Annotated in this window: 24 protein-coding genes and 1 tRNA gene; 9 read left to right on the top strand and 16 right to left on the bottom strand. The window is 65.8% G+C overall.

Features of this window, described 5'->3' with window-relative positions; genetic code table 11:
- The first annotated feature begins 65 nt into the window (after positions 1-65).
- A complete protein-coding gene (locus OR37_RS09795; RefSeq protein WP_004618792.1) occupies positions 66-1,676 on the top strand; it encodes a GMC family oxidoreductase in 1,611 nt (536 codons plus the stop codon).
- An 80-nt stretch (positions 1,677-1,756) separates the two neighbouring features.
- Here OR37_RS09795 and OR37_RS09790 read toward each other — a convergent pair whose 3' ends face one another.
- The 11 genes from OR37_RS09790 to OR37_RS20715 form a co-directional block, all read right to left on the bottom strand.
- Positions 1,757-2,596, bottom strand: coding sequence for an alpha/beta fold hydrolase (locus OR37_RS09790; RefSeq protein WP_004618789.1), 840 nt, complete (start codon positions 2,594-2,596; stop codon positions 1,757-1,759).
- Positions 2,597-2,684: 88 nt separating this feature from the next.
- Positions 2,685-3,545, bottom strand: a complete 861-nt coding sequence (locus tag OR37_RS09785) for an SDR family oxidoreductase (protein ID WP_004618787.1) — start codon at positions 3,543-3,545, stop codon at positions 2,685-2,687.
- A gap of 26 nt (positions 3,546-3,571) precedes the next feature.
- Entirely contained in the window at positions 3,572-4,384 is an 813-nt protein-coding gene (locus OR37_RS09780; RefSeq protein WP_004618785.1) for an enoyl-CoA hydratase/isomerase family protein, read from the bottom strand.
- 10 nt (positions 4,385-4,394) lie between these two features.
- Positions 4,395-5,648, bottom strand: coding sequence for a CaiB/BaiF CoA transferase family protein (locus tag OR37_RS09775; RefSeq protein WP_004618783.1), 1,254 nt, complete (start codon positions 5,646-5,648; stop codon positions 4,395-4,397).
- A gap of 9 nt (positions 5,649-5,657) precedes the next feature.
- Complete coding sequence (locus OR37_RS09770) at positions 5,658-7,109, bottom strand: aldehyde dehydrogenase family protein (RefSeq protein ID WP_004618781.1); 1,452 nt, start codon at positions 7,107-7,109, stop codon at positions 5,658-5,660.
- A gap of 25 nt (positions 7,110-7,134) precedes the next feature.
- Positions 7,135-8,364 carry an acyl-CoA dehydrogenase family protein gene (locus OR37_RS09765; RefSeq protein ID WP_004618779.1) on the bottom strand — a complete coding sequence of 410 codons (1,230 nt, stop codon included), beginning with the start codon at positions 8,362-8,364 and terminating at the stop codon, positions 7,135-7,137.
- Positions 8,361-9,482, bottom strand: a complete 1,122-nt coding sequence (locus OR37_RS09760) for an acyl-CoA dehydrogenase family protein (protein WP_004618777.1) — start codon at positions 9,480-9,482, stop codon at positions 8,361-8,363. Before OR37_RS09760 ends, OR37_RS09765 begins: the two co-directional genes overlap by 4 nt.
- A gap of 23 nt (positions 9,483-9,505) precedes the next feature.
- Positions 9,506-10,828, bottom strand: a complete 1,323-nt coding sequence (locus OR37_RS09755; RefSeq protein ID WP_004618776.1) for an MFS transporter — start codon at positions 10,826-10,828, stop codon at positions 9,506-9,508.
- Positions 10,828-12,132 (bottom strand): phenylacetate--CoA ligase family protein, encoded by a 1,305-nt coding sequence (locus OR37_RS09750; RefSeq protein ID WP_004618774.1) that lies wholly within the window; start codon positions 12,130-12,132, stop codon positions 10,828-10,830. Before OR37_RS09750 ends, OR37_RS09755 begins: the two co-directional genes overlap by 1 nt.
- A gap of 102 nt (positions 12,133-12,234) precedes the next feature.
- Positions 12,235-12,918, bottom strand: a complete 684-nt coding sequence (locus OR37_RS09745; RefSeq protein WP_004618772.1) for an SDR family oxidoreductase — start codon at positions 12,916-12,918, stop codon at positions 12,235-12,237.
- A complete protein-coding gene (locus OR37_RS20715) occupies positions 12,915-13,574 on the bottom strand; it encodes a methyltransferase (protein ID WP_165570594.1) in 660 nt (219 codons plus the stop codon). The genes OR37_RS09745 and OR37_RS20715 overlap by 4 nt, the downstream gene beginning before the upstream one ends.
- Positions 13,575-13,828: 254 nt before the next feature.
- Between OR37_RS20715 and OR37_RS09735 the strand changes: the two genes are divergently transcribed.
- The 3 genes from OR37_RS09735 (at position 13,829) to folE (ending at position 15,980) form a co-directional block, all read left to right on the top strand.
- Positions 13,829-14,530 carry a CoA transferase subunit A gene (locus OR37_RS09735; protein ID WP_004618769.1) on the top strand — a complete coding sequence of 234 codons (702 nt, stop codon included), beginning with the start codon at positions 13,829-13,831 and terminating at the stop codon, positions 14,528-14,530.
- A gap of 14 nt (positions 14,531-14,544) precedes the next feature.
- Positions 14,545-15,198, top strand: coding sequence for a 3-oxoacid CoA-transferase subunit B (locus OR37_RS09730; protein WP_004618767.1), 654 nt, complete (start codon positions 14,545-14,547; stop codon positions 15,196-15,198).
- Positions 15,199-15,395: 197 nt separating this feature from the next.
- Positions 15,396-15,980 (top strand): GTP cyclohydrolase I FolE, encoded by a 585-nt coding sequence (folE, locus tag OR37_RS09725; RefSeq protein ID WP_004618765.1) that lies wholly within the window; start codon positions 15,396-15,398, stop codon positions 15,978-15,980.
- Between the two features lie 108 nt (positions 15,981-16,088).
- Here folE and OR37_RS09720 read toward each other — a convergent pair whose 3' ends face one another.
- Positions 16,089-16,382 (bottom strand): hypothetical protein, encoded by a 294-nt coding sequence (locus OR37_RS09720; protein ID WP_004618763.1) that lies wholly within the window; start codon positions 16,380-16,382, stop codon positions 16,089-16,091.
- 289 nt (positions 16,383-16,671) lie between these two features.
- Here OR37_RS09720 and OR37_RS09715 point away from each other — a divergent pair, with 289 nt between their 5' ends.
- From OR37_RS09715 to OR37_RS09700, 4 genes are all read left to right on the top strand, one after another.
- Complete coding sequence (locus tag OR37_RS09715; protein ID WP_004618761.1) at positions 16,672-17,505, top strand: enoyl-CoA hydratase/isomerase family protein; 834 nt, start codon at positions 16,672-16,674, stop codon at positions 17,503-17,505.
- Between the two features lie 16 nt (positions 17,506-17,521).
- On the top strand, positions 17,522-17,761 hold the full coding sequence (locus tag OR37_RS09710) for a hypothetical protein (protein WP_004618759.1): 240 nt from the start codon (positions 17,522-17,524) through the stop codon (positions 17,759-17,761).
- A gap of 53 nt (positions 17,762-17,814) precedes the next feature.
- Positions 17,815-19,131: an amidohydrolase family protein gene (locus OR37_RS09705; RefSeq protein WP_004618757.1), complete on the top strand. Its 1,317-nt coding sequence runs from the start codon at positions 17,815-17,817 to the stop codon at positions 19,129-19,131.
- Between the two features lie 124 nt (positions 19,132-19,255).
- Positions 19,256-19,576, top strand: a complete 321-nt coding sequence (locus OR37_RS09700) for a 2Fe-2S iron-sulfur cluster-binding protein (protein WP_004618755.1) — start codon at positions 19,256-19,258, stop codon at positions 19,574-19,576.
- Positions 19,577-19,663: 87 nt separating this feature from the next.
- On the opposite strand, the gene OR37_RS09695 is transcribed toward OR37_RS09700, so the two are convergent.
- Positions 19,664-21,127 carry a FadR/GntR family transcriptional regulator gene (locus OR37_RS09695; protein ID WP_004618753.1) on the bottom strand — a complete coding sequence of 488 codons (1,464 nt, stop codon included), beginning with the start codon at positions 21,125-21,127 and terminating at the stop codon, positions 19,664-19,666.
- A gap of 572 nt (positions 21,128-21,699) precedes the next feature.
- Here OR37_RS09695 and OR37_RS09690 point away from each other — a divergent pair.
- Positions 21,700-22,194, top strand: a complete 495-nt coding sequence (locus OR37_RS09690) for a universal stress protein (RefSeq protein ID WP_035017174.1) — start codon at positions 21,700-21,702, stop codon at positions 22,192-22,194.
- An 80-nt stretch (positions 22,195-22,274) separates the two neighbouring features.
- Here the strand turns inward: OR37_RS09690 and OR37_RS09685 are convergent.
- The 3 genes from OR37_RS09685 to OR37_RS09675 form a co-directional block, all read right to left on the bottom strand.
- Positions 22,275-22,364, bottom strand: a tRNA-Ser gene (locus tag OR37_RS09685).
- Between the two features lie 201 nt (positions 22,365-22,565).
- Entirely contained in the window at positions 22,566-23,408 is an 843-nt protein-coding gene (locus OR37_RS09680) for an MBL fold metallo-hydrolase (RefSeq protein WP_004618750.1), read from the bottom strand.
- Between the two features lie 93 nt (positions 23,409-23,501).
- A complete protein-coding gene (locus OR37_RS09675) occupies positions 23,502-24,182 on the bottom strand; it encodes a hypothetical protein (protein ID WP_004618748.1) in 681 nt (226 codons plus the stop codon).
- Between the last annotated feature and the right edge of the window lie 83 nt (positions 24,183-24,265).

The following is a 24,265-nucleotide window of genomic DNA, read 5'->3' as shown; positions in this document are numbered from 1 at the left end:
TCCGCGAACACTTCCGCCGGCTGTTTAGACCTGACGGAAATGCGCCGATGATTGGGAGTGAAGGCTTGGCGGACGCCGACATCATTATCGCGGGCGCGGGCAGTGCTGGCTGTGTTCTGGCCGCGCGCCTGTCCGAAGATCCATCGATCAAGGTCTTGCTGATCGAAGCCGGACCTGTGGGCGGCGGCTTCCTCGTCGACATGCCCGCCGGCACCTTCAAGCTGATGGGAAACCCCAAGGCCGACTGGAGTTATCGCACCGAGCCGGACCCCTCGATCAACAACCGCGTCGTCCAATGGGCGGGCGGCAAGATGCTGGGCGGTTCCAGCGCCATCAACGGTCTCGTCTACATTCGCGGTCAGCGTAGCGACTATGACGACTGGGTCGCGGCGGGCGCCAAGGGCTGGTCGTTTGACGAGGTGCTGCCCTATTTCAAGAAGTCCGAACGTTTCGATGGTCCGCCTTCGCAAAGCCATGGCGCGATGGGGCCGCTGTCCGTATCGGCCGGGCGCGTCAAGCACCCGATCGTCGACGTCTTCGTCCAAGCCTGCGGCGAAATCGGTCTCCCCCGCAATGACGACTATTGCGACGGCGACCCGGAAGGCGCCTTCCAAGTCTACAACACCACCGGCAACGGCCAGCGCGCCAGTGTCGCCAAGGCTTTTCTCGAGCCGGCGTTGGGGCGTCCAAACCTGACGGTCCTGACCGACTGCCTGGTCGATAAGGTGCTCGTCGAAGGCGGTCGCGCGACTGGCGTGCGCATCAAGCAGGATGGCGGGAGTCGAGACCTGCGCGCGGGGGCCGAGGTGATCGTTAGCGCCGGCGCGATCGGTTCTCCGGCGATTTTACTGCGCTCGGGCATCGGACCGGTTGACGCCATTAAGGCCCACGGCCTCGATGTCGTGGTCCCGCTCGATGGGGTAGGGCGCAATCTCCAGGAGCACAGCGCCACATCGATCAGCAAGCTGGTCGACATGCCAACCTACAACAGTCCTTTCGGACCGCTGACAGCGGCGGGGAACATGTTGCGGTACCTGTTCTTGAGGAATGGCCCCATGACGTCGGCGGCGGTTCAGGCCATGGCCTATGGCAAGTCGCGTCCTGATCTGGACGTGCCTGACTTCTGCCTGAGCCTGATGCCGCTCGCCATAAGCTTCGCCGGCGGCAAGCCGGGCATGCACCCCAAGCCAGGCATTACCCTGGCTGGCAACGTGGCGCGTCCTCACAGCCGCGGCCGCATCCTGCTGCGCTCGGCCCAACCCGAAGATCCGCCCGTCATCGACCATCGCCTGATCGGCGATGAGCGCGACATGCGGGTTCTCATCGCCATCGCCCGCGCCATCGAGGCGGTCTACCAGGCTCCGGCCATGAAGCGTCACGTGATCGCCGAGAACATGCCCTCGCCGATACCCGAGACCGACGAGGCGTGGGAAAGCCACATCCGGACCACGGCGGGCATCGGCTACCACCCCACCAGCACCTGCGCGATGGGGGATGGGCCGCAAGCGGTGACCGACGCCCAGCTACGTGTGCGCGACGTGGCGGGACTGCGGGTGATTGACGCGTCCTCCATGCCCAACATCATCTCGGGCAACACCAACGCTCCGACGATCATGATCGCCGAAAAAGGCGCCGAACTCGTCGCCGCGGCGCTCCGCCGACGGGTCGCTGCTTAGATCGCTATCGCTTCCGATGGAACATCGGAAGCGGCCATCCTCACTCTATTCATCTTCGGAAGCTTGACGATCCGAAGAGTCTAGGTCGCGTCGACGTCGGCGAGGAAATTCAGGATCGCGGCATTGAACGCGTCGTTGCGATCGCCAGCCACCATATGCCCGGCGCCCGCCACGTCGACGTAGCGCGCCCTAGGCATCAACGCGCGGAAGTGGGCCACTTCGGCGTCGCCGACGATCTCGCTTCGCGCGCCGCGCACGAGGAGGGTCGGGACGGCTATAGCCCTCGCCGCGTCCTCCAGGCGCTCGCGATAGGCTTCCGGCTCAAGACGGCGCACGCCGAGGAAGGCTGGGTCCCAGTGCCAATAGAACCGACCGTCGACCTCTCGGAGGTTGCGCCTGAGCCCCGAAAGGTCCTTGGGGCGCGGGCGATGAGGATTATAGGCCGCCACCGCGTCCGACACCTCTTGCAGGGTGGCGAAACCTTCTGGATTGGCGCGCATGAAGTCGGCGATGCGCTGGGCGCCGACCGGGTCCACCTTAGGCGTGACGTCCACCAGGACTAGGGCGCGCGCGGCGGGGGGATGGGCCTGTCCCAGGGTCGCCAAGGCGGTGACGCCGCCCATAGAGGCTCCGACGAGGGCCGGAGAGTCGGGAAGCTGGGCGAGCAGCGCCGTCAGGTCCGCGACTTGGGCGTCCAAGCTGTAGTCTTGATCGGGATCCCACCCACTCTCGCCGTGGCCGCGGGCGTCGATCGAGAACACGCGGTAGCCGCGTTCGACCAAGGCCTTCAGGCCGTTCTTCCAGCTCCCGCGCGTCTGGCCGCCGCCATGCAACAAGACCACGGGCCGGCCTTGGGCCGGTCCCGCGATATCCGCGGCCAGAGCAAGACCGCGATGACCCTCGAACCTACGGTGTTCCAATTCCAGCTCCTATAAGGGCGAGCGCCGATAGATCGGTGGCGCGGCCGGCCCTGGGACCATCCGGCGCGGCGCGCGCCCATGGCCCAGCCTATTCGAAGCCGATCGGAGCGGTCTCCGGCAGGAAGATCTTGTCGTAGTTGTCGACGATGTCCTGAACGGTCGGTGTTTCATCGCCGGGCCAGTAGCCGGGTCCGGCGACCAGCCGCAGCTCTTGGATCTTCGAGCCCGAGACGGAAAGCGTTTTGCCGGTCAAATGGGCGGCCGCATCGCTGACCATGTAGAGTACGGCCGGCGCCAGCCGGTGAGGTCTCCACTTGGCCGCGAGTTCGGGCGGCAGCAGGTTTTCGGTAAGGCGCGTGGTGGCCGTGGGCGCCAGGGTCCAGACCCGGATGCCGAACCGCGCTCCCTCGATCGCCAGGACATTGCTCAGGCCCCAGACGCCGGCCTTGGCCGCCGCGTAGTTGGACTGGCCGAAGTTGCCGATAAGTCCAGAGGCCGATGACGTGTTGATGATGACGCCGCCGCCATTATCCTTCATCCAGGCGAAAACGGGCTTGGTGACGGCATAGGTTCCCTTGAGATGAACGCGGACCACGGCGTCCCAGTCCTCCTCATCGGTCTTCACGAAGCTTTTGTCGCGTAGGATGCCGGCGTTGTTGATCAGGATGTCCACGCGGCCGAACGCGTCGAGGGCGGCGTCGAGTAGGCTCGCGCCGGAAGCGACATCGCCGACGTCCGCGCCATTGGCTACCGCCTGGCCGCCGGCGGCGCGGATCTCATCGACCACCTTCTGGGCCGCTGGCGAGCCTCCACCCCGGCCATCCGGCGAACCGCCATAGTCGTTGACCACGATCTTGGCGCCTTCCTTGGCCAGCAGCAGGGCATATTCGCGCCCCAAGCCGCCGCCAGCGCCCGTGATGATGGCCACCTTGCCGTCGAGCATTCCCATGTTCTGACCTTGTATCCTGAATTGTCCTATCGACGGGCGTTCCGGTCAGGGTTCCAGACCGGCGCTCGCTTTTCCGCGAAGGCCTTGGGGCCTTCCTCGAAGTCTGGATGGCACCATTGCGCCTGCAGCAGCGACCAGCCGTGCTCCAGCGCGCGCTCGTAACCGTTCTCCATCGCTCCCCAGAGCGCTTGTTTGGAAAGGCGCATGGCGTTGGGAGAATTGCCGGCCATCAACTTTGCGATCTCGCGCGCCTTGGCCAGGGCGCTGGGCGCGTCGGGCTCGAGGATGTCGACCAAGCCCACCTGGTGGGCCCGTTCGGCGTCCATGCGATAACCCCGCCCCGCCAGGGTCAGAAGCAGCGCCGTGCCCAGCGTCGAACGTCGGGCGATGCCGATGTTCTCCAGAGCCCCGACCTGGCCGATGGTGGTGTGGGTGTCCATGAATTTGGCGTGCGAAGCCGCGACGACGACATCGCTGTCGACGACGAAGTGAAATCCGCCGCCGGCGACCAAGCCGTTGACGCAGCAGATCACTGGCTTCCAGACGCGGTTCTGATAGGGCGACAGATGGTTGGATTCCTGGAAGGTGCCCATCTGCAGAGCGGTATCGCCATCGGTCTTGAGCCCTGAGACCGAAGCCCCGGTGCAGAAATGGCGTTCGCCGGCGCCGGTGACGATCGCGACGCGCACGGCGGGGTTTTCGTCGACATCACGCCAGACGCGCCGCAGCGCCCGGTGCATCTCGACCGTCAAGGCGTTGCCTTCCTGGGGACGGTCCAGCGTGATGGTGGCCACGCCTTCGTCGTCGATGTCGTAAAGCAGGCCTTCGTGGCTTTCCATGGTGTGCTCCCTAATTCTTTCCCACCACGCCCGCGGCGCGGAGTTGGGCCAGCCGCGCGGCGTTCACGCCAAGCTCGGAGAGAATTTCGGCCGTCTGCTCGCCGAGCGCGGGCGCGGGACGGACCTCGCCGTAGCGATCACCGCTGATCACGGCGGGGAAGCCGATATAGGTGAACGGGCCCGCGGCCGGATGCACGCCGTCGACGATTACGCCGCGGTGCGCGATATGGGGGTCTTCGCGCACTTCCTCGAGCCGCGGGGCCGGTCCCATGGCGATATCGTGGTCGGCCGCGATCTTCGTCCATTCGGCCTGGGTTCGGCCCTTGAAGATCTCCGTCAGCGTCTTGCGCAGCGCATCGTCGGCGTGTCCGAAGTCCACCGGCGCGCCTTGGTCGATCGTCTCGACCAGATCGGGACGGTTGATCGCCGCGCAGAAGTTGCGCCAGAACTTGGGTTCGATCGCGCAGAACAGCATGAAGCGGTCGTCGAGGGTCTGGTACAGCTGATAGCGGGCCGAGCCGCCGCCGACCTCGTCGGCCTTGGATTCGTCGGCGAGGCCGACCCGGCTCGTCAGTCGGTGTTTGTTGAACGCGAAGGCGCCGCCGATCCAGCTCATGGCTAGAACCGCGTCGGCCGCCGATACGTCGATGTATGCGCCCTTGCCGGTCCGATCACGGTGAACCAAGGCCGAGACCGCCGCTAGGGCCGCGACGGGCGCGCCGACCGAAGGGCCCGGTCCCGACTGCTCGGTGCCGCCCATGAACTGCTTGCCGCGGACGAAATGGACGAATCCGTCCTCTCCAACCTCGCAGGGCATGCCGCCAGCCAGGGCGTTCATCTGCTGGCCGTGCGTGGGAATGGCGGCGTAGGGGCCGTCCGCGCCATAGCCGGTGTATTGCACGTAGACGATATCGGGCTTGATGGCCTTCTGGGCGTCGTAGCCAATGCCCATTTCGTCGCAGGCCCCAGCGCGAAAGCCGTCGATGAAGATGTCGGCGTCGCGGATAAGGGCGAAGAAGAGTTCGCGGCCTTCGGCCGTGCGCACGTCCAGTTCGACCGAGCGCTTGTTCTTGTTGAGCTGGGCGTGCGGCGGACTGACGTGCGGGACGATCTGGCCCAGGAAATCGCGCAGATAGTCGCCGCGTCCCGGGCTTTCGATCTTGATCACGTCGGCGCCCAGATCACCCAAATGCATTCCGACGGCGCCACCGTTGAACAGCATGGCGCACTCGATCACGCGCACGCCTTCGAGGAGTTTGAACATGGCTGTTCCTCAGAAGGGGATGTAGACGTTCTTGACCTGCAGGAACTCTTCGAGCCCCGCCTTGCCGCCCTCGCGCCCGAAGCCCGACTGCTTGTAGCCGCCGAAGGGCGTGTTCGGGGCCATGGGTACGCCGCTATTGATCGACACGGCGCCGGCCTTGAGCCCGGCGGCGAGGCGGTGAGCGCGGCCCAGGTCGCGGGTGTGGACGTAGGCGCCCAGGCCGAAGTCCGAGTCGTTGGCCTTGGCCAGGGCGTCGTCATCGTCCGAAAAGCGCGAAACGGCCAGGACCGGGCCGAACACTTCCCGCCGCGCGAGATCACTGTCGTGAGCGACGCCAAACACCGTCGGCGCGATAAAATTGCCTTCGGCCAGGGCGCCGCCGAGCTTTTCTCCGCCGGCGATAAGCTCTCCGCCCTCCTGTTTCGCCCGCTCGATCATGCCGAGGATCCGGCTGGCGGCGCCGCGGCTGATCACGGGGCCCACGAAGTTCGTCGGATCGAGCGGATCGCCGACGCGGAAGCTCTCCACGATCGCTTTCACCCTGGCCACGAACGCGTCGTAGAGGCTTTCGTGGACGTAGGCGCGGGTGGGCAAGACGCAACCTTGTCCGGCCAGAACGGCCGTTCCATGGATCGCCGCCATTTGGGCCGCGGCGTCGAGGTCGGCATCCTCGAAGATCAGATTGGCCGACTTCCCGCCCAGTTCCAGGGCTAGGGGCTTGAGATGGTCGGCGCAGTTGCGCATCACGGTCTTGGCCACCGTCTCTCCGCCTGTGAAGCTGACCTTGGCGACGTCGCGATGGGTCACCAGGGCGTTGCCGGCTTCGGCGTCGCCGGGAACGACGTTGAACGCCCCCTCGGGCATGCCCGCCTGCAGCGCGAGCTCGGCCAGGCGTAGGGCCACGAACGGCGTGAGGGTCGGAGGCTTGAGCACGACGCTGTTGCCGGCCGCCAAGGCCGGCGCAACCTTCATCGCGCTGGCGACCATTGGCGAGTTCCAGGGTATGATCAGGCCGACGACCCCATAGGGCTCGTGCCGGGTGTAGTTCATCCCGGCCGCGCCGATCGGCTCGACCGCGTCTCCGGCGATCTTGTCGGCCCAGCCGGCGAAATAGCGCAGCCAATGGAGCGCCAAGCCGACCCCGCCGCCGATCATCACCGGGGTGCCGCTTTCCAGCGCGGCCAGACGCGTGAACTGCTCGCGATTGTCCTCGATCAGTTGGGCCCAGCGCAGGAGGATATCACGGCGGGCGTCGCCGCCGAGTCCGGCCCAGGCCCGGTGCGACTGGCGCGCGGCGGCCACGGCCTGGTCGATCTCCGCCGCGCCGCCGATGTGCAGTTCGGCCTGGGGGCGATTGTTGGCTGGATTGAGATGATCCGCCTTGCCCAGCGAAGTGGCGCTCAGCCAGCGACCGCCGATCAGCGGTGCGTTGCGGGTGAAGTCTTGGCCTTGGGCGTCCATGATCTTTCTTCCTCCCTATATGGTTCTAGCCGCGGGGCGCCGTCGGCACCTCGTTGAAGGGCAGCCGGTTGTCCGGACGATCCTCCATCGGAAGGCCCAGAACCCTTTCAGCCAGAACATTCTTGAGCACTTCGTCCGAGCCGCCGGCGGCGCGCTGCGCGGGACCAAAGTAGAACATGTCGCGATAGACGCGGCGCGGGTCGCGGCCAGGCCGCAACGCCAGGCCCTCACCGTCGATAAGGTCCAGGGCGTAGGCGGCCATGTCTTCGATCATCACGCCGCCGACGAGCTTGATGGTCGCCGCCTCCGGACCCGGCGCGCGGCCCTCGGAAATCGCCGTCAGCTGCCGCGCGACACAGGCGCGAAGCCCGCGCTCCTTGATGATCCAGTCCGCGAGCGTTTGGCGCACATCCGCCCGCGTGATCGCGCCTGTCTCGCAGGCGAGGTCCAGCAGGGCGGCGGAATCGACGTCCAGCATCGCCCCGATGGCCATGCGCTCGCTGTTCAGCGTCACGACAGCGGCTTTCCAGCCCGCGCCGACCTCGCCGAGACGCTGGGCGTCGGGAATGAAGACGTCGTCGAAGAAGATTTCGTTGAATTCGGCTTCGCCGGACATCAGTTCGATCGGCCGAACGCGCACGCCTGGACTGTCCATGCGGAGGAAGAACATGGTCAAGCCCTTGTGCTTGGGCGTCGTCGGATCGGTCCGGGCCAGCAAGGTTCCCCAGCCGGCCATGTGCGCGCCGCTGGTCCAAACCTTCTGGCCGTTTACCCGCCAGCCGCCCTCGACACGTTCGGCGCGGGTGCGGACCGCCGCCAGATCGGAGCCCGCGGCCGGCTCGGAGAACATCTGGCACCAGATGTCATCGGCCCGGGCGATACGCGGCAGCAGGGCGGCCTTCTGTTCCGACGAAGCGAACGCCATCAAGGTCGCCGCGCACATGAATTGGGTGATCACCAGATAGCCCTGGAAGCGCGCCAGCGGGCCTTCCTCCTCGGCGAAGATGGCGGCAAGGTTGGGCGCGTCTCGGCCGCCGAACGCCTTGGGCCAGGTCAGGACCGCATAGCCGGCGTCGTACTTGCGGGCGTTCCAGTCCTTGGCCAGGGCCCAGAGTTCCGCCGAGGGGAGGGGCGCGCCGTTGCCCGCCAGGCCCTTCAGGGTCTCCATCGTCCTCTCGTCGTATCGGTTGGCGGCGATCCAGGCGCGCGCTTCGGCGCGGAACGCGGCCTCCTCGGGCGTGTCGTTGAGGTTCATGAGCCGGTCCTCGGTAGCTGCGGCGCGGCGGGCGCGACGGCGCGCGCGGCGACCAACTCGGCTATCAGGCGCTCGCGCCAGACCGACGAGGGGCCGATGACCAGGCCAAGAGCCTGAGCGCGTCGATAATGAAGGTGGGCGTCGCTCTCGGCCGTGACCCCAAGGCCACCGTGAAGGTGAACATTGGCGCGGGCGGCCAAGCGGTGGGCGTCTGTGGCGGATACGCGCGCGGCGGCGCCGGCCTGAGCCAGAGCCGATCCGCCCTCGTTCAGCGCGGCGGCGGCGAACCAGGCGTTCGATCGGGCGATCTCGATGGCCGCCAGCACGTCGGCCAGCTCATGCTTGACCGCCTGGAACGACCCGAGGGGGCGACCGAAGGCGTAACGCTGGATGACATGATCACGCGCCATGTCCAGTGCGGCGCTGGCCGCGCCGATCTGGACGAAGGACATGAAGGTCGCGTAGCGAGCTCGTAGCGTTCGCCACAGGTCCGACGCCGTTTCGCCGCGCGCCAAGGTTCGGCTCGGCGCGCGGTCAAACGTGACCGCCCAAGCCAGGTTGACTCTGTCCAGGGAGTCGATCCGTTCGCGGTGGGCGGCGGTTACATCCAGCAGGATCAGCTGCGCGTCCGATCCTGCTCCCGCCAAGGTCAGGATGTGAGTCGTCGCGGCCGCGTCCATCAAGGCTGGGCAGGCGCCGCTGGCGTGTCCGTCGTCGATATCCAGCGCCGTGAAATGCTCGGGGATCGCCAGAGCGCCGATCACCTCACCAGCTACGACACCCGGCGCCAGCGCGTCCGACAGAGACCGGTCGCCGATCGTGAGCAACGCGTCGGCGAAACCGAGCGCGGCGCCGAGGAACGGAATCGCCGCCAGGCGTTGACCGAAGGCTTCGGCGATAAGGCAGAGCGCCAGGGGATCCTGACCCAAGCCGCCATGGGCCTCACTGGCCGTCACGCCGAGCCAGCCCAACTCGGACAACTGCCGCCAAAGCGCGCGATCCCAGCCTTCCGGACTCGACGCGCCCGCGCGCGCGCGGGCGCTCGTCGCCTCGGCGGCGAAGACATGTTCGAATTCCTCCCGCAGGCCCTGATGATCGCTTGAAAAGGATAAGCGCATGGGCTGTCTCCAAAACTAGTATACTAATTAGGCGCGGGGAGCGGGTTCGGCAAGGGGGATTGGCCAGCGGCGGCTGAGCGCCTCAGGGCGTTGGCCACGCCGACTTGGCAAGCGGCGCTGACCAGCGACAGGAGCAGAACGAGCACCAGGGCCCAGGCAAGGCCGTCGACCTTGCCGCTCGCCCCAAGGGCGCTGCTGAGCCCGCCTACGACGAGCGGTCCAAAGCCCACGCCGATCAGATTGACCAACACTTGCGCCATCGCGGTGCAGGCCCCTCGGATGGATGGCGGCGATAGGTTCAACAGCAGGCCATAGCCGCCGCCCATGAAGCTGGTGATGAACAGCGAAAACCCGGCGATACCCAGGATGCTGCTCTTCAACGAGCCTTCGAGAACGCCAAAGACGCCAAATCCTGTCGCGATCAGCGAAGTGATCGCGATGAGCAGGGGCGGGGCGAAGGCGCCGCGCTCGGCGACCCGGTCGCTGAGCGCGCCCCAAAAAACCGATCCCAGGCCGCCGAAGACGCCCAGAGAGACCGAGACGATGATCGCCGCTTCGGCCAGGCCGAGCTCATAGCGGCGGACTAGGAGCGAGATGACGAAGGCGTTGAAGCCGCCCGTGACGGTCGCGGCGATGACCAGCGCGACGAGCGTGAGCGCTAGGGCCCGACGCCCGAGCAGGGCCGAGAAGGTCTCCAGCAGAGACGGACGGGCCTGAACGGCTCGCGCATCGAACCGGCCGCGCGGCGGCTCGCGCACCGTTGCCATCAAGAGCAGCGCGATCAGGAGGCCGGGGGCGCCGGCCACCAGGAAGGCCGCGCGCCAACCGTGATGGGCCGCGACGACGCCGCTGACGAGGTAGCCCAGGAAGATGCCGAGCGTGACGCTCAGGAAGAAGACGCCTGTCGCCGTCGCGCGCTTGGACGCCGGAAAGTAGTCGGACAAGAGCGACATGGCTGTTGGCGAGCCGCCGGCTTCGGCCGCGCCGACCGCCGCCCGAGCCGCCAAGAGCATGGAAAAGCCGCCCGCGAAGCCGCTGACGAAGGTCAACGCGCTCCAGCCGGCCAACAGGGTCGCCAGCAGGCGCTTGCGGTTGACCCGATCGATCAGCAGGCCAAGCGGCACGCCGGCGCAAGCGAACGCCACCGCATAGACCGGCCCCGCCAACAGACCCAACGCCGCGTCCGAGACATGGAACTCGACGCGAATGGGCTCCAGCACCGCGTTGACGACGCTGCGATCCAGGTAGTGGACGGTATAGGCCAGCATCAGAATGGCGAGCACATACCAGCGGTAGCGGGCCTCGGGATCCGACGCCTCGCCACTGTTGAGCGCGTCCCCGGCCATCACTCCGCCAGTCGACGCTGCTTGAAGGTCGAGCGCGGGATCGAGCCGACGGGGACCTCGGTGATCACCACCGGGACGCCGAGCGCGGCGGACAGACCGTCGGTCAACCGGGCGGCGGAGCCCTCGCCCTCGATATTGAGCATCAGCGCGTCGGCGACACCGGCGGCCATGGTGTATTCCGGCGCGCCGAAGGTTTCGAGCGCCAGCTGCACATCGATGGGTAGAAGCGCCTTCCCGCCGACTATGGCGCGATCAGCCAGGCGACCCAAGATCGTATAGCGTTGGGCCGTGCGGCCAGATTTGTCGGGGCCCTCATGCAGGACGACCAGGTCTTCGAGGTCGTAGCGCAGCATGAAGTGATCCATGCCGAACGCGTTGATGACCAGGTGGCCGGGCGTTCCGGGTGGCACTTCCTTACCGGTTTCCGGATCGCAGACTTGAATCCAGTAGTGATCGGTCGGACAGATCAGACCGTCGTGGTAGCGGCTGTCGGCCGTGACAAAGCCAGGGGCTTCGGAAGCGCCGCCGATGTTGAATAGCGAGACGCCGTAGGCGTCCTCGATGCGCTTACGTCCGGCTTCGAACTGCCATATGGCCTCGCCCGAGGTAATCAGTGGCTTGCCCTTCAGAATCGAAGCTAGGTCGATCCCGGCGCCTTGGGCGGCGGCGTCATAGATTTGCAACTGAGAAATCGTGCACATCAGCGCGTCGATCCCGCAATCCTGCCAGATCTGGATGTGACGTAGGGCGTCGGCCGCCGAAAAGGGCGGGCCCACGGGCAGTTCGATCACGTCGAGGTCGCTATACTGCGCGCCGCCCAGTATACCGGTCGGATACATGCCCCCCGGCCAGGCGTGGGTGAAGTGATTTCCTGGGCGCACGCCGTTGCGCCAAAGCTGCTCTTTGTTGAGCGCTCGCCAGCGCAGCAGGTCATCCTTCGAGTAGAAGATGTACCAGGCCTTGCCGGTCGTTCCGGTCGATTGGGCGATCCGCAGGGCGTTGATCTGGCCATCCTTGTAAAGCCGGGTCGAGCGGTGGGTGCCGAAAACCGGGTGTTCGGCTTCGTTCGCGCGGAGTTCGCCCTTCCGCGTCACTGGAATCTCGTCCAGGGCGGGCATGGCGTCGCGTGTCAGACCGGCGGCCTCGAACTTGTCGCGATAGAAGGGGATAGGCTCATCCCAGACCCGGAGCCATTCGGTCTTTAGTGCGGCAAGCGAACGCTGACGTCGCGACTCCATCGGCTCGGTCTCGGCGGCCTCGTCCCACATTTCACGCGTCAGATCGCCAAAATCCTCAATCGCCACGTCTCTCTCCCTACGTCGATGTTCTTAGGCAATCTAGTATACGATTTAAAATTCGGCGTCGAGTGTCCACCCTACGAGACGAAGGAAGATCCGAAAGCCAAGCTAGAGCGGCGTGCGGCCGGTGACGGGAAGCAAGGCGCCGGTCATGGCGCGGGCGGCCGGCGACAGGAGAAACGCGACGACCTCGGCGAGTGCTTCGGGCGCGACCCAGCGCTCGAAGTCGGCGTCGGGCATGTCCCTGCGATTGAGCGGGGTGTCGATGATGCTCGGCGCCACGGCGTTCACGCGCACCCCTCGGTCCAGCAACTCTGCGGCCAGCGCCTCGGTCAAGCGAGCGACGCCGGATTTGGATGCGGCATAGGCGCCCATTCCCAAGGACGCCCGTTGGGCGGCGGCGGCTCCGACATTGACGATCGCCCCGCCGTCGCGCGCCAGCGCTTCCGTCGCCGCCTGGCAGGCCAAGAGCGCGGAACGGACATTCATGGCGTACAGCCGGTCCCAGGTTTCCACGGCGCCGCTTTCGATGGTTTCCCAGGCAAAGCCGCCGGCGATATTGACCAGGCCATCCAGGCGGCCAAAGCGCTCCGCCACCGCCGCGAACGCCGCTCGCACTTGCGCGGGCTCTCCAAGGTCGACCCCGCCGAGCGCTAGGGCCAAGGCGGGCGAGAGCCCTTCGCGCGCGAGATCGACGCCAACGACGCGCGCGCCAGCGGCGGCCAGACGCGCGGCCACCACCGAGCCCAGGGCGCCGGCGGCCCCTGTCACGACGATCACGGGAGCGTTCATGGTGGCGTGTCCTTCCGGGTCCTAGCGGGCGTAATGCGCACGAGCGCGCGGATCACGCCGGTGTCGAAAAGTTCGGCGCCCTTCAGCGCGATCGAGACGGTCGGATCGTCGAGCGGCGCGACTAGGCCGATATTCGACGCGGTGACGAAGGCCGCGCCCCCGGGTTTCAGATGTCGCGGCGCCTCGCGGACGAAGCGCTCGAGGATGCGTCCGCCCGGATCGCACAGCATGTGCTCCTCGACCGCCGAGCGCGGCTCGCGATCGTAAAGCGGCGCGTTGAAGAAGATCGCGTCGAAGCGCTCGCCCGCGACCGCGTCGAAAAGGTCCGATTTGCGGATGTCCACGTTCAGGCCGTTTCGAACGGCGTTGGACCTAGCGGTCTTCACCGCCAGGTCCGAGATGTCCACGCCCACGAAAACACCGTCGCCCAGGCGTTTAGCCAATGACAGGAGCACCGCGCCGCTGCCCACGCCGACCTCCAGGATGGAGGGATGATCGCCGAAGTTCACGCCGTTGAGGTGGCGCAGCAGAAAGGTCGAGCTGGAGGCCGACGTGGCATGATAGACGCCCGGCGGGCAGTGCGCTTCGACGCCATCGACTGAATAGGTGGCGTCAGTCAGCTGGAGCTGGAGATGCGCCTCGTGCGCGCCGGCCACGACCTCCCGATCGAAGCTGGCCCAGTGCCGCACGCCAAGGCGAAGCAGCACCGCTTCATGGTGGCGCCGGCTGGCTTCGTCCGCGTCTCGGACATGGCTGACCGGCGTGGCGTGGCGGTCCAGGGGTTCCTCCGTCAGTATGTCGCCAGGGCGCGATCACCACCCCATTCTAGTAGACTCTTTGCGGGAAATGGGAATAAGCAATTGTCCCCGCGGCGCCTTCACGACCTTCACTCAGCATCGCCGGAAGTGTGATGAACAAGATTTTTCAGAATCCCGAGATCGCGCTCCAAGACCTCCTGTTCGACGGGATGACCATCGCCGCGGGCGGCTTCGGGTTGTGCGGCATCCCCGAGAACTTGATCGCCGCCATCCGCGCGTCGGGCGTCAAGGATCTGACCATCGTCTCGAACAACGCCGGCGTCGACGACTTCGGTCTGGGCCTGCTGCTGCGGTCGCGTCAGGTCCGCAAGATGATCTCGTCCTATGTCGGCGAGAACAAGGAGTTCGAGCGTCAGTATCTGGCCGGCGAGCTCGAGCTGGAATTTAATCCGCAAGGCACCCTGGCCGAGCGTATCCGGGCCGGAGGCGCGGGCATCGCCGGCTTCTACACCAAAACCGGGGTCGGCACCCAGGTAGCCGAGGGCAAGGACCATAAGGTCTTCAATGGCGAGACCCACATTCTGGAGACCGGCATCACCGCCGATTTGGCGATCGTCAAGGCTTGGCGGGGCGACTCCTGGGGCAATCTGGTCTACCGAAAGTCGGCCCGGAATTTCAATCCGATGGTCGCCACCTGCGGCAAGGTGTGCGTCGCGGAGGTCGAGGCGATCGTGCCAGCGAGCGAGATCGATCCCGACTCGGTTCACACGCCGGGCGTATATGTGGATCGTATCCTGGAAGGCACGTTCGAAAAGCGCATCGAGCAGCGCACGGTTCGTCGGAGCGCCGCATGAGCTTGGAGGCAGGCATGTCGGCGACGACGGAGGGCTGGACCCGCGAAGGCATGGCCGCTCGCGCGGCTCGGGAGCTGCGTGACGGGTTTTACGTCAATCTCGGCATCGGCATTCCCACGCTGGTGGCCAATTGCATTCCGTCCGGCGTCGCGGTGGTCTTGCAGTCCGAGAACGGCATGCTGGGCCTTGGGCCCTATCCCCGGGAAGATGAGGTCGACGCCGACGTGATCAACGCCGGCAAACAAACCATCACCGAGCTTGACCATACGGCCTACGTCTCTTCCGCCGACAGTTTCGCGATGATCCGGGGCGGCCATATGGACCTGTCGATCCTCGGCGCGATGGAGGTCTCCGAGACCGGCGACATCGCCAACTGGATGATCCCGGGGAAAATGGTCAAGGGCATGGGAGGCGCCATGGACCTGGTCGCCGGCGCCCGGCGGATCATCGTGGTGATGGACCACTTGGCGAAGGATGGCGGAGCCAAGTTCATTCCCGCCTGCACGCTGCCGCTCACCGGCGTCAACGTCGTCGACATGATCATCACCGACCTGGCGGTATTCCAGCGCCCGGACCGAAGCGCGCCCTTTCGCCTGCTCGAAACGGCTCCCGGCGTGAGCGCGGCGCGGGTTCGGGCGGCGACGACCGCAAGATACCTGACGGACTGACATCGAAAGAGCGAATGTCTCGGGGACGCGAAGCGACAGGTCAGCAAGCGCGGCCGCGCCGCGATTGATCTTTGAGATCGCCCGTTCGGCGAGACGAGATCACGGCCGATTTCGAGCGCGGGAGCGTCATCGGCTGGCGAGCGCTATTCGCATCGGTCGTGTTGACGAGCGGCGGACGCCCGAGATGGGAGAACTCGATGAGCAATAAAGCCAAGAAGCCCGATGTTCCGGAAGACGTGCAGGAGGCCATTCGGACGATCATCCGCTGGACCGGAGACGACCCCGAGCGCGAAGGTCTCATCGACACTCCATTACGTGTGGCGCGGGCCTGGAAGGAGTATTGCGAAGGTTATGACGAGGATCCGGGCGAACATCTTTCGCGCGTTTTCGAGGAGGTCGGTGGCTACGATGACATCGTCCTGCTCAAGGACATCCCGTTCCAGTCGCACTGCGAGCATCACATGGCGCCGATCATCGGCAAGGCGCATATCGCCTATCTGCCGCGTAACCATGTCGTTGGCATTTCCAAATTGGCGCGCGTATTGCATGGCTACGCTAGGCGCCTGCAGGTCCAGGAGCGTCTGACGGCCGAGATCGCCGATTGCCTCTGGGAAAATCTCAAGCCTCTTGGCGTCGCCGTGGTGATAGAGGCGAGTCACGCCTGCATGAGCGGCCGTGGCGTACGCACCCCCGGCGTGGCGATGAAGACCAGTCGCATGATGGGCGTCTTTCGGGAAGACGAGCGTTCACGGCGCGAGGTGCTGGCCCTGATGGGCTTCTGAAGCGCAAGTCGCGAAAGCGTCATTCCATCGCCACGCATATCCGCGTCGCGGCGCTCGAGGAATTCCTCGAGCGGGCATCCGACAACGCGCAGGGAGATCCCGCTTCGGTCAGTCGAGTTTGAAGACTTCGCCGCGAGTCAGCGACGTCGTCGGCTGCCCGTTGATCACGTTGACCTTGTCGGCCGGTATCGTCTTGAAGTGGGAGTCGAAGATGATGACGACCGACCCGTCGGCCTTGACCGTGTTGATGGGGCCCAAGCGGACCTTGTTGACGTCGCGCAGGATCTGCCCGGCGCGGATCGGCGCCTGGGGTGTCGCGGTCCGCGCTTGGGGCGAAGCGGTCTGCGCCATCGCGGGCGAGGTCAGGACGAGAAGCGTGGCGGCGATGGAGATGAGGCGCATGACGAACTCTCTTTGGCGCGCTCGGTCGCTCCAGGCGGCCCGAGCCAATGCGGCCTATATGAGTATACTAGTTTGCGGAGGCAAGCGCCGTATTTTTTGCAACGCGTGCGGGCGGAGCGCCATCGTCGCCAAGGAAGTCCCTGGTAAGAGCGCTCGTTAGCCTATAACCGTATACTGGATATGGAAATCCTCACGTCAAGCGAGAGGCGAAGGATGAAATCGCTGGATGCCGCCCGTCGGCGGCGATCCCACCAGGTAGGCGGCGGATGTCGATGAAAGGGGTTTGGCCATGACGGACGCGACGGAGCGTGTCGAAGAAACCATCATTTACGAGGGCTTGACGCTGCGTTTCGACGCCGCCCTCGCCACGCTGACCCTGAATGATCCGGATCGGTTGAACGCGCTCAGCGCCGCCATGGCCTTGGGCGTCATCGAGGCCTTAACGGAGCTTTCGAAGCCGCGACGCGGGGTTCGCGCGCTGCTGATCCGCGGCGAGGGGCGGGGCTTCTGCGCCGGCGCGAACCTCGCGGCGGAAGCCCGAGCGGTCACGCGGGGGCAAGGCAAGGCGCCGGCGATCAACGCGGTGGAGACGGCTTTCCACCCTATGCTGCGCCGGCTCCACGCCTTACCGGTGCCAGTGATCGCCGCCGTCAACGGCCCCTGCCTTGGCATCGGTCTAGGCCTGGCTCTGGCGGCGGATCACATCATCGCTTCCGAAGCCGCCTATTTTCAGGCCCCTTTTCGGAACCTGGCTTCGGCCTCGGACTCCGGTTTGACCTGGCTCCTGCCCAGGCTGGTGGGGCTGCAGGCCGCGCGACGCCTTTTGCTGGGCGCCGAGCGCATTTCGTCGCGCGAGGCGCTGCATCTTGGATTGATCGCCGAGGTGGCGCCCGAGGAAGGTTTCGAGGAAGCGGCCTTGGCGCGGGCGGCCGCCTTCGCGGCGGGGCCGACCATCGCCTTGATGGAGATCAAGCGGCTGCTCGCCGACGGTTTAAGCGGCGAACTCGACAGCGCCTTCGAAGCCGAGGCCAGGGCCGTCGCGCGCACCGGTCGCACCAAGGACAACCTCGCGGCCATGCGGCTGTTCGGCACGAAGCAAGCACCCGAATTCACGGGCCAGTGACCTCAGGAGAGACGCGATGATCGATCTGACCCTCTTCGCCCAGCAAGGTTATGACGCCGAGGAAGACGCTACGGTCGAGTTCACCCACGGATCGAGCGCCTTCGTCGCCTGGCGGGTTGGGCGTTGGCTCCGTCAGCACGGCGGCATCAGGCCCACCCAGGTGTTCCCCGAGAGCGGCTACGCGGTTCGCGTCGATGGCGTGAAGGTCGAGATTCCCGCCGGGGCGACAGGAGAGCCCCGCATCGCGAGTGCTTGAATGCGTAGGCCTTAAGAGTATACTAATTAGAAATTAGGCGAGGAATCTGGGTGATGCGCAAAGAGGACATGGTGATTTTCAGCGTCGACGATCATATCGTCGAAGGGCCGAACATCTTCGACCAGCACATCGGGGCCAAATGGAAAGACCGCGCGCCCAAGTGCATCGAGCGGGAGGATGGGTTCGAGTGGGTCTACGAGGGCAAGCCTAGCGTCAATTTCGCGCTAAACGCCGTGGCCGGACGACCGCGCGAGGAGCTTGGTTTCGAACCCAATCGCTTCGAGCAGATCCGCAAGGGGTGCTACGATCCCAAGAGCCGGGTCGACGACATGAGCGTCAATGGCGTCTTCGCCGGCGTCAACTTCCCGACGTTTCCGGGCTTTGCCTTGGAGATGTTCCAGACCGGCGCCGATCGGGATCTGTCGACGGCCATCATCCGCGCCTACAACGACTGGCACATCGACGAATTCTGCGGAGTCGCCCCGGATCGGCTGATCCCGATGGTGAGCCTGCCCCTCTACGACATCGACGCCGCCGTTGCCGAGGTCAAGCGCACGGCGCGCAAGGGGGCGCGGACGGTGACGATCCCGCAAATGCCGCATCAACTGGGTATGCCGACCATCCATGATGACTACTGGCGTCCGTTATGGAAGGTGCTGGACGAAGAGCGGATGCCGATCTCGATCCACATCAGCGCCGGCGACTCCACGGGATCGGAGCACCTTTCGATGGACTCGCCCTTGGGCTCGTTCCTGACCAAGGTCGGCCTGGCCTCGATGGCGGTCTTCGCGGAATACCTATGGTCCGATTTCATCCATGACTACCCGAACCTCAAGATCATTCTGTCGGAAGGCGGGATCGGTTGGTTGCCCTACTGCCTGGAACGGGCCGAGCTGGTGTGCAAGAACCATGGTCCTTGGATGCGCCACAACTGGCGGGGTAAGCGTCCGACCGATATCTATCGCGAGCACTTCATCTCGTGCTTCATCCAGGATGAGGTTGGGGTTTCGATGCGCGACCGTATCGGCGTGGACACCATCACGTTCGAAAATGACTATCCGCACGCCGATATCACTTGGCCGAACACGCCCGAACAGTTGTGGAGCGGCGAGTTCGAAAATGGCGCGATCGGGCAGGCCGACATCGATAAGATCACGTTCCAGAACGCCGCCCGCACCTATAGGTGGGACGCGGTGGAACGCCTCGGGCGTGAGAACTGCAACGTCGGGGCCATGCGCGCTCAGGCAGGCCATGTCGACTTGACGCCGCTGAAAGGCGGCGGGAAGCCGCCGGCCGAGCATCAAGGCACGGTGCGCGCGCGCGACATCATGCGTCTGTTCCCGCAATCCAACACCTTCGAAAGGGCCTGACGCAACAGCGCGAGCGGCCGACCCACTCGCGCTCTTGCGTCACTCGCGTCGGCGGAGGCGCCCTGCGTGCTTCCGCGCCATTCAACCAAATAGATCGCGGGCGAACGCGCCGCGGGGAGAAAACATGGCGGAGCTCGTCGTCACGGACCGAGGGGGCCGGCAGCATCGTCTGCCGGCCAAGCCGGGATTCACCGTCATGGAAATCATTCGTGACGGCGGCTTGAATGAATTGCTGGCTCTGTGCGGCGGAAGCTGCTCATGCGCGACATGTCACGTCTTCGTCGATGCGGCCTTCATCGATCGCGTGGGCGCGCCCGGCCAATTCGAAAGCGAGCTTCTCGACAGCTCGAACCACCGACGCGAGACCTCGCGCCTGGGCTGCCAAATCGAGATGACCGCGGCGCTCGATGGCCTGCGGGTCGTGATCGCGCCGGAAGAGGATTGAGCGGGTGGCCCGGCGCGCCCGATTCAAAGGACTGTCGGTTGCTGGCGTGGCGTGACCATCTTCAGGCCTAGCCCCGGAGCCAGTCCCTCAACGATCTACTTCGCTGACCCAGATCCGCGACTGCTCGAATAGGGTCGCCATCTCGCGACGGGCGACCGTCTGATCATGCGCGCAGATCGCGTCGACAAGCCGTCGGTGCATCTTGATCAACCACGGTATGCGCAGGGCGTCGATGGGGGGCAAGGCCAGAAGTCCATGGTGCAGCAGGATGTGCACGAACAGGGATAACGCGCGATTGCCGGCGCGATCGGCGATCTCCCGATGCAACTGCGTCGATACGGCCAGGAACGCCTCCGGGGAGGCATGGTCTAGCCGGTCGACGGCGGTCCTGAGGGCGGCGGCGTCCCGAGGCGTGCAGATCCGCGCCAGACGTTCGGCCGCGAAGATCTCAAGGACCGACTGGGTCTCCCACAGATGCATCATCGCGATCTTCGTGGAGGTCAGATACGTCTCGACCAGTTCGACGGTGTAGGCCGGATCGAACCGACCGATGATCAGCCCGCCTTGGACGCCGCTCTTCATACGCACGATGCCGTGCAGCTCAAGCTGGCGAATAGCCTCGCGCAGCACGGCGCGGCTGACCTTGTAACGCTTCTGCAGAATGGCCTCATTGCCCAGGTTGCGGCCCTCCTGCCACCGCTCGGCGGCCAAGTCCCTGACGATGTCGAAGGCGACCCGCTCGCTAAGCTTTCGCTCGGCGCCGGCGGCCTCCCACCAGTCGGGAACCGTGCGAATCCTGTGCTGGGCTTCCGCCGGCGCGGGCCCCAATGCGCTTACGGAGGACATCGCGAGCAGTCGGCGGGCGACGTCGCGGTCCACTAGGCGTTGGGCCTCCTCGCTGTCGTGACTGATGATCGCCGCGATCAATTCATGCTTGAAGCGCACCGACTGGTCGCGGTCTTCTTGGAAGGAGCGAGCGTCTAGGCCCAGCACGACCAGGATGTCGCGTAACACCCCGTTCAAGGTCTCGATGAACAAGGCCAGCGACGGATTGCCCGTCGTCTCGGCGATCGCGACCCGGATGGCCATGTTGCCCGAGACGTTTTCGGCGGGGTCGGTTAGCCCGTCCAGTGTTTTGGCCAGGGCGACGAGTCGCTGGGCCTGCTCTGGTTGGACGCGGGTCGCGGCCAAGCGCGCGGCGGTGCGTTCGAGCTGTTCGCGCACCTCATGCTGTTCGGCGAAACTAACGCGAGTGAATTCGAGATAGGTGATCATCGCCCGCAGGGCGGCGAAACGCGGCGGGGAGGTTACCACCAAGCCGCCGCCGGCGCCGCGTCGCATCTTGGCCGCGCCGTGACGCTCGACCTGCCTTACGGCCTCGCGGAACGTCGCGCGCGAAATATTGTAGCGCTCAAGAAGCTCCCGCTCCGTGCCAAGGTTCTCATTCTGGGGCCAGCCGCTGTCGATGATGTGCCGGATGATCTGTTGAGCGATCTGCTCACCAAGTTTCTTTTTTCGGGGCTGAACGAAATCCACGTTGGACGACGGCATAATCTCTATGGGTTTCCTGCGAGCACCGAGCACGTTTGTCCCGCCGAGCTATTCGCCTCGTTGGGTTCGGATTTGACTTCAGACTACTGGGTCAAACAATTTGACACGCCTAGGCCGCTTTGTCATCTCGTCCAACTGCGTAAGGCGTTCAAATGGGTATACTGAAGATGTCTTCGTGCGCGGAGACCATGGGCGGTAAATTCCGAGAAGAAAATCGAGCGTCTGTCCGCCGAGGATGAAAGAGAGCTTGGCGGCCGGTAGGTGACGCGGGCGTCGGAAGGCGCGCCAGTTCGGCCGAGCGATCCTGAGGGGATCGATTAGGCTTTGGCGTCTCGGCGATCGGGCGCTCCCGCCGATCGCCGTCTCACCGGTGACGGCGGAGGCGCGGCGATCGCCCGCGCGCTAACCGGTCGAGCGCGCTGTCCAGCCCATTGATCGACGCTGTCCCGTGAACCTCATAGACGCTTGGGCTGGTGGACTCGGCCATTTTAACCAGTATACCCTTTATTTTGGGTCGCCGCGATTGGCGACAATAAGGACTCCGGCCATCGGACCGGCTGCGTGGGGTGGAAATGTACCGCAGGATCGTACTGGCCTACGATAGCACATTGGAAGGACGCGCGGCGTTACGCGAGGGCGCGCTTGTCGCCAAACGTTGTGGCGCGCGCGTGTTTCTGCTGTCGGTTCTGCCGGCGTCCTCGGGCGTGTCGATGGCCGAGGCGGCTCAGGTCGGCGCGGCCGAACGGCTGAGGGACACCTATGCTTCGGTCCTTGAAGAAGGCTTGTCCAATCTTCGTCGGTTGGGCTTCATGGCGGAAGGTGAACTGGTTCGAGGCGAACCAACCCAGGAGATCGCCAAATTCGCCCGAGCGGTGGGCGCTGATCTGGTCGTGGTCGGGCATCGCCGGCGAAACTTCCTTGAGCGCTGGTGGTCGGGGGCAAGCGGCGGATACATCGTCGACAATGTCGACTGCAGCCTGCTGGTCGCGCAAACGACAATCAGCGACACCGCATTTGAGGCGGAGTTGCGCGAGCTCGACGCCCGCTCGTTTGAATCAACCGGCTGACTGTTCGCGGACAGGTTCGTCGGTGCGGGATCTAGGCTCAGGACTCATGGCCAGAAGACCACGGTCGCGGCGAGGGGCTATGGCGGAGAGGGTGGGATTCGAACCCACGTTACGCTTTCACGTAAACCGCATTTCGAGTGCGGCGCATTCGACCACTCTGCCACCTCTCCAGGCGCCGTTCGGGAGAGCCGGAAAGGCCCCCGAGGTCGAGGGCGCGATACCTAGCGGCGTCGTCGGCGGGACGCAAGCCCCTGGACCAAGCTTTTTATCGAGCGAGCCCAGGGGGCGCGCGATTGTCAGGATGCAGCGGAAAAAGCGGGGACTTCGCCAGGGTTCCCGGCGGCGCGTCCAGGGTCCCGACGCCCGTCGCCTCAGAGCTTCGAAAGGTCCACGACCGGGAAGCGCGGTCCCTGCTCGGGCGGGGAGGGCGGCTTGCCGGATCGGATCGCCACGCGGAGGGCGGGCGAGACCAGATCCGGGTCGGGCAGGATGGCGTCGGCGGCGGTGCGCAGGGCGATGAAGTCCAGCCGGTCGATCTTGTCGTTCAACTGGATATTGCCGGCCCTTTCCTCGGCCACGGTCGATTCGCGGGCCTCGACGGCGCAGACGCCCGGCAGGATCCGGGTTTCCGGCGGCAGGTCCAGAAGCTTGCGCGCGTCGTCCCAGGCCTTGCCGGCGTCGGCGCCCGGCACGTCGCAACGGCCCGCGCCGTCCTCGGGGCAGAGGATCAGGTCGCCGGTGAAGAGCATGTCGGCCATCTTGTAGGCCACCGCGCCGGGCAGGCGGCCGGTCAGGGCGATCGGGGTGATCTCCAGCCCGCCCATCGGGAAGGTGTCGCCGTCCTGGGCCAGCTTGTCGAAATCCCAGCCGTCCAGGTCGACCATGGTTTCCCCGAAGATCGGGGCCAGGCGCTTCAGGCTCTCGACGACCCGCGCGCCGATGCAGACCGAGGCGCCGGTTTCGTATTTCAGATGGCCGGCGGCGGAGAGATGGCCGGTGTGCAGGCCCGTTTCCAGGATCCAGGTGGGACCCAGATCCTTGGCGCGGATGTCGGCGATGATCTGGTCGACGAAACCCGTGTCGACGGCTTCGGTCTTGGGGTCGAAGTCCAGAACCGGGTCGACGATGGCGCAAAGAAAGGTCGCGGTGTCGACGATGACATAGGTCATGGTCCCGGTCGCGGGGTGGCGATATGCGGTGAGTTCCGGCTGCATCGAATAGCCCTAGACGCCCGAGGCGCGCACCATGGGGGCTAAGCCGTTAAACATCCGCGAACGCCGCGCGATCGTCGATCGCGGGTATGCGGATCAGTGCGACGGTTCGCTGGCCGGGCAGCCGCGACCATCGGCGCGCATGTCCTGCACCCAGAGCGGCTCGACATAGCGGCTTCCATCGCGGAATCCAGGCGCGCAGCCGGCCGGCACGTCGCCATGACCCCGTCCGGAGCCGGTCATCACCGACAGCGCCAGGGACTGGCTTTCGCCGCCGCGCCGCCACGGCCCGCCGTAGCCGTATCCGCCGCCGTACCCATAATAGGGATCAAGATAGGCGCCGCGCTTGCCGTAGTCGGTCTTCGAGACGGCCACGCCGACCGTGGTGTTCTCGCCGACCGGCATCAGGGCCGAGGCGTAGGCGCTGCGATAGCCGCCCGAACCCACCGAGAAGCCCGCCGAACCGTGGATCTTGCGCTTGCCGTCGGCGTCGCGGTCGTCGTCCTGGTCGCGCGCGGCCGGCACGATGCCGCGCGGGCCGTCCTCGACCTGGGGCGCGGGGTTGGCGGCGATGAACGCGGCGATCTGTTCCTGGGTGGTCAACGGCTTGGCGGGCGTCGCGGCGGGCGGCGTCGGCGCGGCGGCGGTCGCGGTCAGGGCCTGGGCCGAGGGCTTGGCCTGGGCGGTGGCGATCACCTCGTCGTCGGCGGGCGCGGCCCGCGCGGCGGCGGCGCCCAGGGCCAGGGAGGCGACGATGATCGCGAGATGAGGCCGCATGACTACGCTCCACGACGACGGAACCCCAACAGTGCGCCGCCAAGTCAGCCTAATTAGGGCGAGTTTGTCGCCGGGGCGCAAGT

Origin of the sequence: Caulobacter vibrioides OR37, from assembly GCF_000372645.1 — a bacterium.
Classification (GTDB): domain Bacteria; phylum Pseudomonadota; class Alphaproteobacteria; order Caulobacterales; family Caulobacteraceae; genus Caulobacter; species Caulobacter vibrioides_E.
The sequence above is the reverse complement of the archived record's forward strand: the minus strand, read 5'-3'. Positions and strand labels throughout refer to the sequence as shown.

What these genes read in the sequence shown, in the direction of transcription:
- OR37_RS09785 (WP_004618787.1), bottom strand. Translation starts at nt 3,545, where the DNA reads ATGGGAATGCTCGACGGCAAGGTGGCCATCATCACGGGCGCTGGCGGC.
- OR37_RS09780 (WP_004618785.1), bottom strand. Translation starts at nt 4,384, where the DNA reads ATGGAAAGCCACGAAGGCCTGCTTTACGACATCGACGACGAAGGCGTG.
- OR37_RS09775 (WP_004618783.1), bottom strand. Translation starts at nt 5,648, where the DNA reads ATGTTCAAACTCCTCGAAGGCGTGCGCGTGATCGAGTGCGCCATGCTG.
- OR37_RS09770 (WP_004618781.1), bottom strand. Translation starts at nt 7,109, where the DNA reads ATGGACGCCCAAGGCCAAGACTTCACCCGCAACGCACCGCTGATCGGC.
- OR37_RS09765 (WP_004618779.1), bottom strand. Translation starts at nt 8,364, where the DNA reads ATGAACCTCAACGACACGCCCGAGGAGGCCGCGTTCCGCGCCGAAGCG.
- OR37_RS09760 (WP_004618777.1), bottom strand. Translation starts at nt 9,482, where the DNA reads ATGCGCTTATCCTTTTCAAGCGATCATCAGGGCCTGCGGGAGGAATTC.
- OR37_RS09755 (WP_004618776.1), bottom strand. Translation starts at nt 10,828, where the DNA reads ATGGCCGGGGACGCGCTCAACAGTGGCGAGGCGTCGGATCCCGAGGCC.
- OR37_RS09745 (WP_004618772.1), bottom strand. Translation starts at nt 12,918, where the DNA reads ATGAACGCTCCCGTGATCGTCGTGACAGGGGCCGCCGGCGCCCTGGGC.
- OR37_RS09735 (WP_004618769.1), top strand. Translation starts at nt 13,829, where the DNA reads ATGAACAAGATTTTTCAGAATCCCGAGATCGCGCTCCAAGACCTCCTG.
- OR37_RS09730 (WP_004618767.1), top strand. Translation starts at nt 14,545, where the DNA reads ATGTCGGCGACGACGGAGGGCTGGACCCGCGAAGGCATGGCCGCTCGC.
- folE (WP_004618765.1), top strand. Translation starts at nt 15,396, where the DNA reads ATGAGCAATAAAGCCAAGAAGCCCGATGTTCCGGAAGACGTGCAGGAG.
- OR37_RS09720 (WP_004618763.1), bottom strand. Translation starts at nt 16,382, where the DNA reads ATGCGCCTCATCTCCATCGCCGCCACGCTTCTCGTCCTGACCTCGCCC.
- OR37_RS09715 (WP_004618761.1), top strand. Translation starts at nt 16,672, where the DNA reads ATGACGGACGCGACGGAGCGTGTCGAAGAAACCATCATTTACGAGGGC.
- OR37_RS09710 (WP_004618759.1), top strand. Translation starts at nt 17,522, where the DNA reads ATGATCGATCTGACCCTCTTCGCCCAGCAAGGTTATGACGCCGAGGAA.
- OR37_RS09705 (WP_004618757.1), top strand. Translation starts at nt 17,815, where the DNA reads ATGCGCAAAGAGGACATGGTGATTTTCAGCGTCGACGATCATATCGTC.
- OR37_RS09700 (WP_004618755.1), top strand. Translation starts at nt 19,256, where the DNA reads ATGGCGGAGCTCGTCGTCACGGACCGAGGGGGCCGGCAGCATCGTCTG.
- OR37_RS09695 (WP_004618753.1), bottom strand. Translation starts at nt 21,127, where the DNA reads ATGCCGTCGTCCAACGTGGATTTCGTTCAGCCCCGAAAAAAGAAACTT.
- OR37_RS09690 (WP_035017174.1), top strand. Translation starts at nt 21,700, where the DNA reads ATGTACCGCAGGATCGTACTGGCCTACGATAGCACATTGGAAGGACGC.
- OR37_RS09680 (WP_004618750.1), bottom strand. Translation starts at nt 23,408, where the DNA reads ATGCAGCCGGAACTCACCGCATATCGCCACCCCGCGACCGGGACCATG.
- OR37_RS09675 (WP_004618748.1), bottom strand. Translation starts at nt 24,182, where the DNA reads ATGCGGCCTCATCTCGCGATCATCGTCGCCTCCCTGGCCCTGGGCGCC.